At 61.9% G+C, this 13299-nt stretch carries 13 protein-coding genes; 3 read left to right on the plus strand and 10 right to left on the minus strand.

Going from position 1 to position 13299, the window contains the following annotated elements; all coding sequences use genetic code 11:
• Window positions 1-82: 82 nt before the first annotated feature.
• The gene (locus NE852_RS25590; RefSeq protein ID WP_008531482.1) at window positions 83-1360 is read right to left on the minus strand and encodes an L-fuconate dehydratase; all 1278 of its coding nucleotides are present in this window, start codon (window positions 1358-1360) and stop codon (window positions 83-85) included.
• A gap of 121 nt (window positions 1361-1481) precedes the next feature.
• A complete protein-coding gene (locus NE852_RS25595) occupies window positions 1482-2216 on the minus strand; it encodes an SDR family oxidoreductase (RefSeq protein WP_258156779.1) in 735 nt (244 codons plus the stop codon).
• A 396-nt stretch (window positions 2217-2612) separates the two neighbouring features.
• On the opposite strand from NE852_RS25595, the gene NE852_RS25600 reads away from it, so the two are divergent.
• The 3 genes from NE852_RS25600 (at window position 2613) to NE852_RS25610 (ending at window position 4971) form a co-directional block, all read left to right on the plus strand.
• On the plus strand, window positions 2613-3404 hold the full coding sequence (locus tag NE852_RS25600; protein ID WP_008531487.1) for an IclR family transcriptional regulator: 792 nt from the start codon (window positions 2613-2615) through the stop codon (window positions 3402-3404).
• Between the two features lie 69 nt (window positions 3405-3473).
• Window positions 3474-4310, plus strand: coding sequence for an amidohydrolase (locus NE852_RS25605; protein WP_008531489.1), 837 nt, complete (start codon window positions 3474-3476; stop codon window positions 4308-4310).
• 256 nt (window positions 4311-4566) lie between these two features.
• Window positions 4567-4971 carry a helix-turn-helix domain-containing protein gene (locus tag NE852_RS25610; protein WP_008531490.1) on the plus strand — a complete coding sequence of 135 codons (405 nt, stop codon included), beginning with the start codon at window positions 4567-4569 and terminating at the stop codon, window positions 4969-4971.
• A 61-nt stretch (window positions 4972-5032) separates the two neighbouring features.
• Here NE852_RS25610 and NE852_RS25615 read toward each other — a convergent pair whose 3' ends face one another.
• From NE852_RS25615 to nadA, 8 genes are all read right to left on the minus strand, one after another.
• Window positions 5033-5299: a hypothetical protein gene (locus NE852_RS25615; RefSeq protein WP_008531491.1), complete on the minus strand. Its 267-nt coding sequence runs from the start codon at window positions 5297-5299 to the stop codon at window positions 5033-5035.
• Window positions 5300-5365: 66 nt separating this feature from the next.
• The gene (locus tag NE852_RS25620) at window positions 5366-6112 is read right to left on the minus strand and encodes a TfuA-like protein (protein WP_008531492.1); all 747 of its coding nucleotides are present in this window, start codon (window positions 6110-6112) and stop codon (window positions 5366-5368) included.
• Window positions 6109-7371, minus strand: coding sequence for a YcaO-like family protein (locus NE852_RS25625; RefSeq protein WP_008531493.1), 1263 nt, complete (start codon window positions 7369-7371; stop codon window positions 6109-6111). Before NE852_RS25625 ends, NE852_RS25620 begins: the two co-directional genes overlap by 4 nt.
• A 12-nt stretch (window positions 7372-7383) precedes the next feature.
• Entirely contained in the window at window positions 7384-7527 is a 144-nt protein-coding gene (locus NE852_RS25630; RefSeq protein ID WP_008531494.1) for a hypothetical protein, read from the minus strand.
• 104 nt (window positions 7528-7631) lie between these two features.
• Window positions 7632-9584, minus strand: a complete 1953-nt coding sequence (locus NE852_RS25635; RefSeq protein ID WP_258156780.1) for a tetratricopeptide repeat protein — start codon at window positions 9582-9584, stop codon at window positions 7632-7634.
• Window positions 9585-9853: 269 nt separating this feature from the next.
• Complete coding sequence (gene nadC, locus NE852_RS25640) at window positions 9854-10753, minus strand: carboxylating nicotinate-nucleotide diphosphorylase (RefSeq protein WP_258156781.1); 900 nt, start codon at window positions 10751-10753, stop codon at window positions 9854-9856.
• 1 nt (window position 10754) lies between these two features.
• Window positions 10755-12296 carry an L-aspartate oxidase gene (locus NE852_RS25645; RefSeq protein ID WP_258156782.1) on the minus strand — a complete coding sequence of 514 codons (1542 nt, stop codon included), beginning with the start codon at window positions 12294-12296 and terminating at the stop codon, window positions 10755-10757.
• Window positions 12293-13264: a quinolinate synthase NadA gene (gene nadA, locus NE852_RS25650; RefSeq protein ID WP_258156783.1), complete on the minus strand. Its 972-nt coding sequence runs from the start codon at window positions 13262-13264 to the stop codon at window positions 12293-12295. Before nadA ends, NE852_RS25645 begins: the two co-directional genes overlap by 4 nt.
• Window positions 13265-13299 lie beyond the last annotated feature (35 nt).

Raw genomic sequence — 13299 nt, forward strand, 5'->3', positions numbered from 1 at the left:
TGCCGCAGGCAAGAAAGACTGTAAAAAGTCCGAAAATCTTCCTGCGGTCGTTCTGGGATACGTCAGCTTCGATGACGTTTTCTTAGCGCCGAAACGTATAGTTGCTGATTGAGGCCGGTTTCATCTCGATAGAGAAGCCCGGGAGGGTCGGCGGCATGTAGGCGGCATCCTCGATGCGGCAGGGGTCGAGGAAGTGTTCGTGCAGATGGTCGACATATTCGATGACGCGGCCGTCCTTGGTCCCCGAGACCGCGACATAGTCGATCATCGACAGATGCTGCACATATTCGCAGAGGCCGACGCCGCCGGCATGCGGCCAGACCGGTCGGCCGAATTTGGCGGCGATCAGGAGCACGGCGAGCACTTCGTTCAGACCGCCCATGCGGCAGGAATCGATCTGAACGATATCGATCGCGCCTTCGGCGATGAACTGCTTGAACATGATGCGGTTCTGGCACATCTCGCCGGTCGCGACTTTCACCGGCGCGATCGCCTGGCGGATCTTGCGGTGACCGGCGACGTCGTCGGGGCTGGTGGGCTCTTCGATGAAGAAGGGCTTGGCGAAGGAGAGCGCCTTGACCCAGTCGATCGCCTGGCCGACATCCCAGACCTGGTTGGCGTCGATCATCAGATAGCGATCGGGACCGATCACCTCGCGGGCGATCCTGAGGCGGCGGATATCGTCTTCCAGGTCGCGGCCGACCTTCATCTTGATATGGTTGAAGCCGGCGTCGATCGCTTCCTGGCAGAGGCGCCGCAGCTTTTCGTCTTCATATCCCAGCCAGCCGGCCGAGGTCGTGTAGCAGGCATAGCCCTCCTTTTCGAGGGTGGCGATGCGTTCCGCCTTGCCCGCCTCAGCGCGCTTCAGGATCTCGATTGCCTCGTCGCGCGTCAGCACATCGGTGAGGTAGCGGTAATCGACGATATCGGCGATCTCTTCCGGCGACATTTCGGCAACGAGCCGCCAGACGGGCTTGCCGGCCTGTTTGGCGAGCAGATCCCAGACGGCGTTGACGACGGCGCCGGTCGCCAGATGAATGGCGCCCTTCTCCGGGCCGATCCAGCGCAGCTGGCTGTCGCTCGTGAGATGCCGCCAGAACTTGCCGGGATGGGCGAGAACATCGGCAAGCTCAGTGCCGACGACGAGGTGGCGCATCGCTTCGATCGCCATGCAGCAAATGTCGTTGCCGCGGCCGATGGTGAAGGTCAGGCCGTGGCCGGCAAGATCAGGCGCATCCGTATCGAGAATGACGTAGGCGGCCGAATAGTCCGGATCGGGGTTCATCGCATCGGAGCCGTCCAGGCTTTGCGACGTGGGGAAACGAAGGTCGAAGACGCGAAGGTCGGTGATGCGGGTCATGATTGTTCCTCCCGATTGTAATTGTATTGGGCCGGTGGCGGTGGCCGAACCGGCCGGCAGGCTGCCGGCCGCTGCATGTCGTCATCGCAACCGCTGCACGGTTTTGCGCGATATGCTCCGATCAGATCGTCCAGCCGCCGTCGATGGCGATCGCCTGGCCCGACGTGTAGGTCGCCCCGGCGAGATACACGGCGAGATCGGCGATCTCCTCCGGCGTGCCGAGCCGGCCCATCGGCTGGCGAGCGATGAAGGCGGCGCGCGCCGCATCATAATCGCCTTGCGCGCGCATGCGGTCCTGCAGCGACGGGCTTTCCACCGTGCCGGGGCAGATGGCGTTGCAGCGGATGCCTTGAGCGACGTAATCGGCGGCGACGGCTTTAGTGAGGCCGATGACCGCCGCTTTGGTAACGCCGTAGGCGAAGCGGTTCGGCACGCCCTTGATGCTGGAGGCGACGGAGGCCATGTTGATGATCGCCCCATCCTTGCGTTCGAGCATGCCGGGCAGCACCGCGCGGATCGTCCGGATCATCGCCTTGACGTTGAGATCGAAGGCGAATTCGAGATCGGAATCCGGCATTTCGAGGATCGAGCCCGCATGCACAAAGCCGGCGCAGTTGAAGAGCACGTCGACGGCGCCGATCTCGGCGACGAGGGCCGTGACCGCATCACCGTCGAGCACATTCAGTTTATGGGTGGAAACGCCGGTTTCGGCGGCGAGCGTTGCCAGAGCATCGGTGTTGATGTCGGTCGCGTGGACCTTGGCCCCGGCCGCGGCAAAGGCCATTGCCGTCGCCCGGCCAATGCCCTGACCGGCGGCGGTGATGAGAACGGTCTTGCCGGAAAGTCTGTTTGTCATATCACGGACCTTTTCTTGATTTGATTGCGCTGAACGATGTGCGGCTCTGTCTCAGGTAAGGCGCAGCCATGAAGCTCGCCCGTCACCGTCTGTCATTTACTTTCTTTGCGCGCTTCGACCGGGTTCTGGCAAGATGTGTGCACAGCACGTCGGCATGCTTCCGGCCAACGCCGGGGCGATAGCCGTTCCCATGGACCGCATGGTCTTCCTCCCTTTGTCCTCAGCCCGCTGATCTCCCGGTTCGGGGATCTTGGGTCTTTGTCTTCCCATCATGTCTTCAGGTATGATTTGTCTGTTTATAGACAAACAGACGATTGGCCAAGGGTCAAGTGCGAAGTTTTCCTTTTCCGGCTGCGGTTCTGCGTATATGCAGGACGATATTCACAGGAGGAAGGAATGGAGATCGACGAGTCAGACCGCTACCGCGCTCCCGCTCTCGACAAGGGCCTCGATATTCTGGAGCTGCTTGCCGGCGTTGACAGCGGCCTCACCCAGGCGGAGATCGCCAAGCGGCTCGACCGCAGCCCCAATGAATTCTATCGCATGCTCGACCGTCTGGTTCGCCGCGGTTACGTCACCCGGCTGGATGGCGATCGCTACTCGCTGACGCTGAAGCTCTTCGGCCTCGCCCAGCTGCACGCGCCGGTGCGCCGCCTTGCCTCCTATGCCACGCCCCTGATGCGCGATCTTGCCCAGCGTACGCGGCAGGCCAATCACCTCGCCGTCTTCGACCGCGGCGCGGCTGTCGTCATCGCCCAGCAGGAAGCGCCGGACTACTGGGGATTTTCGATCCGCGTCGGTGCTCATATCAGCCTCTTCGACACCGGTTCGGGTCATGTGCTGCTGGCCTTCCGCAGCGAGGAGGAACGGGAGATGATGATCTCGGAACATGTGCGCAGCCGCGCCGACATCGAGCTTGGCGCCGAATTTTACGATCGCCTCGACCAGATCCGCGAACGTGGCTACGAGATGATGGCGAGCGCACAGACATCAGGGGTCTACAATCTTTCCGCTCCCGTTCTCGGGCCGGATCGGCGCTGCATCGCAGCCCTGACCTGTCCCTTCATCGCTCTCGTGAATGCGCCTTCGTCACCCGATATCAGCCAGACAGTTCTGCTGGTGCAGAAGGCCGCGGCCCAGCTTTCGCTGCTGGCCGGAGCCGACGTCGCCAACCCTGCTGACGGCTGATAATTTTTATTTGAACAATCCATTCACCAAAGTTAGGTTGCCGGAAAGCCACTCCTGGAGGAAAAGAGCGTGCTCATCGATACCCATCTGCATATCGTCGACCGGTCGGCGCTGCGCTATCCCTGGCTTTCGGCCGAACCCGACCTCGATCACGATTTCCTCTACGAGACTTATGCGGCCGAGGCCCGACGCTGCGGCATCACGAAGGTGCTGCATATGGAGGTCGACGTTGATCCCGCCGTCATGCAGGCCGAGACCGACCACGTCGCCGGCATTGCTAAAAGAGAAGGCAGCATGCTTGCCGGCGCCATCGTTTCCTGCCGGCCGGAAGAGGAAGGTTTTGCCGCCTATCTCGAGAGGCAAAAGGCCGATCCATTCGTCAAGGGATTCCGCCGCGTGCTCCATGTCGTGCCCGACAATGTGTCTGAAGGCGCGCTGTTCCGCGAAAACATCCGGCGGATCGGCGGCAGCGGCCTGACCTTCGATCTCTGCACGCTGCCGCATCAGGCAGGCCGCGTGACCGCCCTTCTCGATCTTGCTCCCGATGTGCAGTTCGTGCTCGACCATTGCGGCGTGCCCGATATCCGTTCGAATGCCTTCAAGCCCTGGAAGGCCGGCGTATCGGAGATAGCCCGGCGGCCGAACGTCATCTGCAAGGTCTCCGGCGTCGTCGCCTATGCCGATGCCGAAAGATGGACGGCTGAGACGCTGAGGCCCTATATCGAACATGTCACAGCAAGTTTCGGCTGGGATCGTGTCGTCTGGGGCAGCGACTGGCCCGTCTGCACGCGCGGCGGCGGGCTTTCCACCTGGGTAGCGGCGACCCATGCCGTGCTTTCCTCCAGCAGCGATGCGGAGCGTTCCAGGCTGCTTTTCGCCAATGCGCAGCGCATCTGGTCGCTCTGATCCGCTTTACGCAATTCCTGACGGGAAGCACCGCAATTTTGCGGGAACGCTACGATATCGCGAAAAAAGTGATGTGCCTTACAAAAGTGCTACTTTGGCATGTTTTTTGCTGCTTCCTAAATGAAGCGACGCGATGTTTCGGTTTGAAACGACTTACAACCAAACAATTGCTAGCTTTATTCATCTCGGGTAAAAGTTGTCAGGCAGGGATATGGCGAATAACATCATGTCCACTGGCCTCAGGAGGGAAAATAAAATGAAAGAAGAACCGCATGCAGTGGATGTTCACGTCGGGAAGACCATCCGTATACAACGTCTGCTGAGGAAAGTTTCCCAGACGGAATTGGGCGATCGCGTCGGCGTGACGTTCCAGCAAATCCAGAAATATGAAAAGGGCTCAAACCGCGTTTCGGCCAGCATGCTGGTTGAAATCGCAGGCGCATTGAAGGTCGACGTCAGGACGTTCTTCGACGATCTATCGACGCCCGATACGGCTAACGACAACCCCGCTCCCAGCGAGGAATTCGTGATTTCGCGTGAGGGCGTCCTTCTCAATGCTGCGTTCTTCTCGATCAAGAACGAAGCACTTCGCAAGAAGATCCTGAAGCTCGTTCAGGCGATCGCCCACACCGAACAGTTGGAAGCTGACGCGGCCGAATAAACCGGTTATCCGTCACGCGATCCCAACGGGCCGCATGAGGATCAATAGCGATTGATCGCGATCAATGGCGATCGATCAGGATCAGATTCTCGCTGGCATCCTTCATTGCGATCTTGGCCTTGCTGCCGAGCAGCTTCTCGAGATTGACGTCTAGTTCCCTGTCGGGATCTATGCCGTCCCAATCGATGACGACCTGCAGCAGCGCCATGTTCGTCAGGTGCATCAGATTACGCAGCTGAAGCTTTTCAGCCTCCTCCTTGGCTGCCGACAGCAGCCGGAAGATCCTTGCGTATTCACTGCCTGTACCTTCGGCATGTTGTTCAAACATCGTTCCCGCCCTCTTGGTCGTGAAACCCTACGATTCCATCACCAGTGCATCTTTCTGCCGCGACCGTTATTCTAGCGTTACAGGTGTCACGCTGCGCGTGACTTCGGCATGCAGAAGCTCCCAATGGGAAGTCGCGGCAAAGTGCCAGTCACGGTTGACGGGAAGGAATTCGTCCCGGCGCAGCCACTCCAGCACCAGCCGCGCATCGTTGCGCTTGCGCTCGACACGGTACTTGCGGATGGCTGCGAGAATGTGGTCGCGGCGCGGTTTACGGGCGAAGTGGCACTCGTCGACCACCTTCGCATAGGTACGCTCCGAAAAATGCAGAAAGCGGCCGGCAAGCAGCAATTTCTTGCGCTCGCCGGGCGAAATCTCGCCATTGGCATGAAGCGCATCGATCGTCGGCTCGAAATCGACCCAGGGCACGGACAGCGGCAGCCAGCCAAGTTCCTGCGGCGCATGCACCAGCGCGACGGCCTCGTCGTCGATAATCCGTCCGGTCTCGTAATCTTCGAAGATCGAGCCGAGGCCGATCATCCCGAAAGGAGCGCATTCGGCTGCCCGCAGCGCTCCCATGCTGGCGCCGCCGGCAACCGCGACGTCGCGTTCGAGGGCGAAGAGGATTTCCTTGTGCCAGACCGAAGGCAGATCGCCGAAATAACCGTCGACGAGGCCGATCGCCGTTGCGCCGTCCCGGACTGCCTTGAGGATGTCGCCGCAGGCGGCCGGCGGGCGGAAATCGATGCGGGGGGATCTCGCTCTTGCCGCGGCGAGATCGCTGCCGAGGCTGGGGCCGACGAACATCACCTTCATGACTGGGCTCCTCTCAACGTGTTGACCGCACGCATGCCGAGCTGGATGTACTGGCCTGAAATATCGACTTCCAGGCCGGGCACGATCACCCTGACGACCGAGGCCGGCAGTGCCGCATGCGCAAACGGCACGACGACGATCTGCTCGATGCCGTTCGCCGTCAGCCGGTCGGCTACATGGCGGATGGAGTCCTGTATCGTCGCCGGGCGGCGATGGTGGGCCTGGAAGGCGCGCATCCGGCCGTCGCCCTCGCAGAGCTCGACAACCTGCTGCATCGCCGCACTTTGGTCGAGCCGCTGATAGATCCGCGGCGAGAAATCGTCGCGGCTGCCGGCAATCGCGGTCAGCCGGCTCTGCGCCGCTTCGGTGATGGCGCGCAGCGCGGCGCGAACGGGATCGGGATGGCAGCCGCAGCCGCCGCAAACATACGACCAGCGCGCATCGACACGGTCGGAAAGATTTCCAGGCATGATCACTGCGAGAAAAGCGGGAATGCCGATATCCGTCGTCATGTCGAGGAGCAGCAGCCGCATGCCGGCGCGCGCGATCCGATCGATCATGATGTCGATGACCGCATCGTCGAAGGAGGCGGGGTCGATGCGACTCTCCTTCAGGCTTTCAGGCGATTTCAATTGGGTCAAGGCCCAGGCGTCGCGCTCCACCAGTTCGCAAAGCCCATGCAACACCGCCTCGGAGGGCGTGTTGCCGGAGGCAAGCCCGTCGCTCGACTGCTCGAAGCCCGGCGGCCTCTCGCCGCGATGGTCGAGACCGACGAGCCACCAGGGCACGAAAACGCTGTTGCCGGAAAGGATGTCGAGGCCGGAGCACCAGGGGATAGGGTGACTGCCGATCTCGTCCGGCGCGCAGCGTGCCACACTGTCCAGATCGATCATGGCAGCGCGCTCCGCCCGCATGCTCTCAACCGTCGCCAGCGTCAGGTCGGACGGCGGAATTTCCGCGATCCGTGTCTCGATTGCCTCCATGGCCGCCGAGGTCATGGCGGCATCATTGTCGATGCCTTTGCCCTGAAAGACCGAGAGCGTATGGCTGTTCGGCCGCGTCGCGAAGGCGACCGGAATGTTCAGGACATCGAGCGCGGTCAGCAGGCCGACGCGCGTAACGCCGAATTCACGCAGGTGCGGCCTGATCGCTGCCAAGGTCTGAGCCGGCGTGACCGCGCGGTCATGATATTCGCTGACGCCGGCCGATGATCGTTTGAGGTCACCGGCAAGCGTCTCAAGATCGGCGAAAGCGGACATGCAATCTCGTCCTTAGCGGAATTTCAGAGCATGCGTCAGGTTTTCGAGGGCGTTAGGAGCGATGCTCAGTTCGTCCTGCTTCATTGCCGCCTTGGCTGCGGCCGAGAAGCGCGGCTGGGAGAGAATTGCTGCGTTGGTTTCAACACTGGTCTTCATTTTCCATCTCCAATAGACAGGCGGCGGGACGCCGCCGTTAGCCGTTGGAGAGGATCATCCCCTGCGTCATTTAAGCGTTACAGGCTTAGTTAAAATGCAATGGATCAAGGAAGTCCGGCCAGTTGCAGGCCATGAATCAGCGCTTCCGTGTACCGGGGATGGCGATCCGGGACGAAATGCCGAATATCCTCACTGCGGAAATCGGGGAAGTTTTCCAGAACGATCTTCGTGTAGCTTTCCGCCTTTTTCATATCCCCTGCCATGGCATGGGCGGCGGCGAGCAATCGAGCGGTCGCCTGCTTGGACTTTACCGGCTCAAGCGCCTCGATCGTTTTTCCATAGTCTTCGCGGTCGAAATGAATGCCGCCCAGATTCCAGTAGTAATAGTCTGGCGGCAGCGGATTCAATCTGAAAGCGGCTTGGTTCAGCTCAAGCGCCTTGTCGAAATCGCCATTGTGGCACAGAGCGTCGGCATAGTCCGCAAGGATATCCGCATCGTTGGGGTTGAGGTCCTGAGCCTGCTGAAAATATTCCAGGCTTTCGTCGAAACGGCGGCGGTAAAGCGCGACGAAGCCGAGCTCGCGATAGGCCCGGCCACTGTTCGGATCAGTTTGCTGTGCCAGCCGAGCAGCCCCATTCGCCTCCTGGAGCAACTCCGTATCCTGCATGCCGCGGATCAGCCATTCCATGCCGAGCGCGCGTGAGACTCCGGCATGGGCCGCCGAGAAATGCTCATAACGGTTGAGCGAGGATTTGAACCATTTGCGTGCCTGACGCAGGTGCTGCAGATCTGTCCGGGAGATCAGCCGCTTGCCTTCCAGGTAGAGACGATAGGCTGAGGCCGGCGCATCACCGATCGGCATCGCCAGCTCGTGGCGCTCGATCGTATCGGCGAGCGAGGAGACGATCCGCCGCGTCAGATGCGCAAAGGATTCGCTGATCTTCTGCATCACCAGCGGCAATTCCAGCGCCCAGATCACCTCCGAGGTTGTCGTCCGTGTCAGGCGGCAGGTCGCATAGACATCCTCGTCGCGACCCTGAATGGTGACGTAGACTGCGTAGTCGAAGCTGAGATCCAGCGGGCCGGGTACGGCGCGCGAGGGATCGACCGAGCGGCTGAGGATCTCCAAGCTCGTATGCGCCGCAATCACCTTGAAGCCGCGCTGCTGGCTCAACCCGATGGTGACGTCTTCGAGAAGCGCTCTGCCGACGCGCTCCATCAGCGGATCGGTGAAGATGCTTTCTGGCGGCAGGATGATGATGCGCGGCTGGCCGAGCATGTCGGCGAACATGCCGGGCGCCGCGGGACGCTCCGCAGCGGCAGCCTGCGCAGCCGGGATCAGGCCGAGTTCGCGGGCGAGCGCCGTGGTGCTTTCTTCCGGCTCGGTATCGAAATCGTCCTTGAGCTGGCTCTTGCACTTCAGATACGCCTGACGCGCCGCAGCCGGGTCGTGCATCCTGACATGAAGGCGCATCAAGGCGCGATAGGCGGTCTCGCTGGCGGGGTCGAGTTCCAGCAGACGCTTTGCAAGCGCGACCTGCTCTTCATCCGACCTGTCTTCCGATGTCTCGACCAGTCGGGTGAGATGGGTCGAGCGTAACTCGTCGATACGCTGACGCTCGAAGGTCAGCCAGTCCTCCGCACCCTGCGTCGGCGACTTGGCGCCTTCCAGCAATTCGCCGTTGAGGATTTCGCTGTCTTCGGGCGCGAGCGGCCCTTTCTGCTTCAGGATGCGGACGTCGACTTCCCAGCCGTCCGCAAGCCCGATATGGGTTCTGGTGGTGGCGAGGAGCGGCGGAAGGTCGGCGGGGATGCTCTGTTCGATGCGCGCGAGCAGCTGGCGGAGGCTCCCTGCCCGCTTTTCCGGAAGCTCCGATTGCCAGAGCTGCCGCCTGATCGTTTCGCGGTCGAGTTCGAGATTGGCTTCTGCGGCGAGCATGGCGAGGAGAAAATAAGACTTCTCCGGCAAGGGGAGCTCTCTCCCTGCCGCCATCAATCGCGGTCTTCCGAGCAGGCAGAGCCTGTTCGTCGATACCTCTCCCGATGTCCCTTGCATCTCGCTTCTCACCCCTGAAGCCACGGCGCGCTGACGCGCCGGCCGGTTAATAGCATGTTAGAGCTATAAGAGCGTCTCGCATAGCGGCTTTGCTATAAAAATGAGAAATTTCATCGAATAATTGCATCTTCTCATGCCATCTGTGGAGGAAAATGCTTTATCGACACTTGATGCGCGCTGTGCGAGGTGCCTCATTCTGGCGCATTACTTCTCTTCAAGCCGGCGATCGCCGTCGGCGAAGGTCGAAAATCAGTTCGGCAGCCAAGGCATCATAGCGCCTGGGCGATCCGTTTTGCGCTTGCTTCCATTGTGATCGCAGCCTCGACGAAATCCAATCCGATATCGAGCACCGGCGCGCTGTGCGTCAGCCAGCCGACAGAAATGAGGTCGACGCCTGATGCCGCGATCGCGGTGGCGGTTGTTGGGGTGACACGGCCGGATGCTTCGGTGATGGCGCGGCCGGCGACAATCGCAACGGCTTCGCGAAGCTGGTCCGGCGTCATGTTGTCGAGCAGGACGGCATCGACGCCGACCTCCATCGCCTCACGCAACTGATCGAGCGTATCGACCTCGACCTCGATCTTTACCATATGGCCGACGCCGGCCCGCGCCCGGCGGATTGCCTCGGCGATGCCACCGGCGATAGCGACGTGGTTGTCCTTGATCAGCACCGCGTCATAGAGCGCGAAACGGTGGTTCATGCCGCCGCCGGCCCGCACCGCATATTTTTCCAGCGCCCTGAGCCCCGGTGTCGTTTTGCGCGTGCAGGCGACGGACGCTTTGGTGCCACTGATGGTGGCCGCAATCTCAGACGTAACGGTTGCAATGCCCGAGAGGTGGCCGAGAAAATTCAGCGCGGTGCGCTCGGCGGTAAGCAGCCCGCGCGAGGGACCTTCGATGGTGGCGATCACATCGCCAGGCTTGACTGCATCGCCGTCCTTGAGATGGCGGCGCATGACGATTTCGGGATCGACGAGGGAAAAGGCGAGTTGGGCCGCATCGAGGCCGGCGATCACCCCCGGCTGCCGGGCGGCCATCACTACTGTCGAGCGATGATGCTCCGGAATGACCGATGCCGAGGTAATGTCGCCGGCAAGGCCGAGATCTTCGAGAAGGGCTGCGCGCACCAGAGGTTCGACGATCAGGCGCGGAAGAGGGACGAGGTTCATCTCAGGCACTCCTTGCAAGCGAATAGGGAGATGTTGCGCGGGCGATCTCCAGCGCTTGGGAAAGGTTCATCTGTCGCCGGCCTGCATTGGCAAGTTTCAGCGGGAAATCGGTGCGGGCATGGGCACCACGCGATTCCATCCGCAAGCTGGCAAAAACGGCGATCAGCAGCGCGACGATGGCAGGATCGGCGGCGGCACCGTCGCCTTCGGCAAGCGGCAACAGTGAGGCGATCGCTCCCTGCAAGGCGCCGGCGTTGCGCAGCACGCCGAGATGGCGCGAGACGATTGGCCGGATGAGTGATGCATCGGCCGGCGCCGGCAGCTTCCCGGCGATAGTGCAGCCGGCACCACTTGCCGGCGCGCCGGAGATGTCGCGCGCCGCCCGCATGCCCATTACGGCCGCTTCCAGCAGCGAGTTGCTCGCGAGCCGATTTGCACCGTGCAGACCCGTCGACGCCGCTTCCCCGGCCACCCAGAGACCGGGCACCGAGCTGCGGCCGTTCGCATCCGTCGCAACACCGCCCATGTGGTAATGAACGGCCGGGCGCACAGGGATGAGGTCTGTCGCCGGATCGATGCCCGCCTCGCCGCACAGGGCAGCGATGACGGGGAAGCGCGCAGCGAACCGACTACCGAGAGCGTCGCGGGCATCGAGGAAGACCTTGCCGCCACGGGCGATCTCGGCGCTGATCGCCCGCGCCACCACGTCACGCGGCGCAAGTTCGGCGCCTGTTATGCGGGCCATGAAGCGTTCGCCCTTTTCGTTGAGGAGGAAAGCCCCCTCCCCGCGCACCGCCTCGCTGACGAGCGCCAGCGGCCGGCGGCGTGAATCGAGCGCTGTCGGATGGAACTGCACAAACTCCATATCGGCGAGAACGGCACCCGCTCTTGCCGCAAGCGCGATCCCCTGGCCGAAATTGCCCATCGGATTGGTGGTCGCATCATAAAGCCCGCCGATGCCGCCGGTGGCGAGCACCACCCTCGATGTCCGAAGGACGGCGGCGCCGCTCGCGGTCGCGCAATGCAGGCCCGCCACACGCTTGCCGTTCATCAGAATCCGCCGGGCCTCGAAGCCTTCGAGAACGGTGATCGAAGGCGTTTGTATCACCGCCCGCACGAGTGCGGCGATGATCGCCGCGCCGGAGCCGTCGCCTTCGGCATGGACGATGCGGTGGCGGCTATGGGCGGCTTCAAGCCCGAGCGAAAGCTCGCCCGCGGCATTCCTGTCGAAACGCACGCCGGCCTGTTCGAGCGCGGCAATCGCCGCCGGTGCTTCGGCGATAATGCCGGCGGCGACCGCCGGGTCGCAGAGACCGTCGCCGGCGGCAAGCGTGTCGGCAAGATGCAGTTCGGCGCGGTCGTCCACGCCCATGCTGGCGGCGATGCCGCCTTGTGCCCATGCGCTCGACGTTTCCGCGCCGAGTGCTGCGCGGGTCACGATGACGGAAGGCTCGGGCGCGAGTGTCAGGGCGGTCATAAGTCCGGCGAGGCCGCTGCCGACGATGACGGTGCGCCCTGCCAACTGTTCGAGGATCTCGGTCATATCGCGAGCATCCTTTCGACAGCGCGGCGTGCGGCAACGGCGATCGCGGGGTCGACAGTGACCTCGTGACGGTTTTCTTCGAGCGCGGCACGGATATTGGCGAGCGTAATCCGCTTCATATGCGGGCAGAGATTGCAGGGCCGAATGAACTCGACCTCGGGATGGTGCACGGCGACATTGTCGCTCATCGAACACTCAGTGAGCAGCACGACCCGCGCCGGCTTTTGCTTGCCGACGTAGTCGGACATTACGGCGGTCGAGCCGGCGAAATCGGCTTCCGCCACCACGTCAGGCGGACATTCCGGATGCGCGAGCACCGTCACGCCGGGATGGTTTTCGCGCAGCTGGCGCACATCGTCTGCGGTGAAGAGTTCATGCACCTCGCAATGTCCATGCCAGGCGATGATCTCGACATCGGTTTCGCGGGCGACGTTGCGCGCCAGATATTCGTCCGGGATCATCAGTACTTTCGGGACACCAAGCGATTCAACAACCTGCTTGGCATTACCCGAGGTGCAGCAGATGTCGGAGGCAGCCTTCACCGCGGCTGACGTATTGACGTAGGTGATGACGGGTACGCCGGGATGGGCCTGGCGCAACAGCGCTATGTCTTCAGGCGTGATCAGATCCGCCAGCGAGCAGCCGGCGCCGAGATCGGGGATCAGCACCGTCTTCTCGGGGTTCAGAAGTTTGGCTGTCTCTGCCATGAAATGCACCCCGGCAAGCACGATCACATCGGCGTCGACTTCGATCGCCTTGCGGGCGAGCGCCAGACTGTCGCCGACGATATCGGCCACGCCATGGAAGATCTCCGGCGTCTGGTAGTTATGCGCGAGAATGACAGCATTGCGGCGACGCTTAAGCTCGAGGATCGCATCGACGTCGTTCGCGAACATCATCCATTCGGCTTTCGGGATGACGCGGCTGACGCGGTCGTAGAGCGAGGATGCGGAAACAGCGTGATTCATGACCGGCTCCTTATTATGCTCGATTTGAGCATATC

Source organism: Rhizobium sp. Pop5, assembly GCF_024721175.1.
GTDB lineage: Bacteria > Pseudomonadota > Alphaproteobacteria > Rhizobiales > Rhizobiaceae > Rhizobium.

Coding starts and splice junctions, on each gene's coding strand:
- NE852_RS25630 (WP_008531494.1), bottom strand. CDS start 7,527: ATGAAGACCAGTGTTGAAACCAACGCAGCAATTCTCTCCCAGCCGCGC.
- NE852_RS25620 (WP_008531492.1), bottom strand. CDS start 6,112: ATGAAGGTGATGTTCGTCGGCCCCAGCCTCGGCAGCGATCTCGCCGCG.
- NE852_RS25645 (WP_258156782.1), bottom strand. CDS start 12,296: ATGACCGAGATCCTCGAACAGTTGGCAGGGCGCACCGTCATCGTCGGC.
- NE852_RS25625 (WP_008531493.1), bottom strand. CDS start 7,371: ATGTCCGCTTTCGCCGATCTTGAGACGCTTGCCGGTGACCTCAAACGA.
- NE852_RS25595 (WP_258156779.1), bottom strand. CDS start 2,216: ATGACAAACAGACTTTCCGGCAAGACCGTTCTCATCACCGCCGCCGGT.
- nadC (WP_258156781.1), bottom strand. CDS start 10,753: ATGAACCTCGTCCCTCTTCCGCGCCTGATCGTCGAACCTCTGGTGCGC.
- NE852_RS25615 (WP_008531491.1), bottom strand. CDS start 5,299: ATGTTTGAACAACATGCCGAAGGTACAGGCAGTGAATACGCAAGGATC.
- NE852_RS25635 (WP_258156780.1), bottom strand. CDS start 9,584: ATGCAAGGGACATCGGGAGAGGTATCGACGAACAGGCTCTGCCTGCTC.
- nadA (WP_258156783.1), bottom strand. CDS start 13,264: ATGAATCACGCTGTTTCCGCATCCTCGCTCTACGACCGCGTCAGCCGC.
- NE852_RS25600 (WP_008531487.1), top strand. CDS start 2,613: ATGGAGATCGACGAGTCAGACCGCTACCGCGCTCCCGCTCTCGACAAG.
- NE852_RS25610 (WP_008531490.1), top strand. CDS start 4,567: ATGAAAGAAGAACCGCATGCAGTGGATGTTCACGTCGGGAAGACCATC.
- NE852_RS25590 (WP_008531482.1), bottom strand. CDS start 1,360: ATGACCCGCATCACCGACCTTCGCGTCTTCGACCTTCGTTTCCCCACG.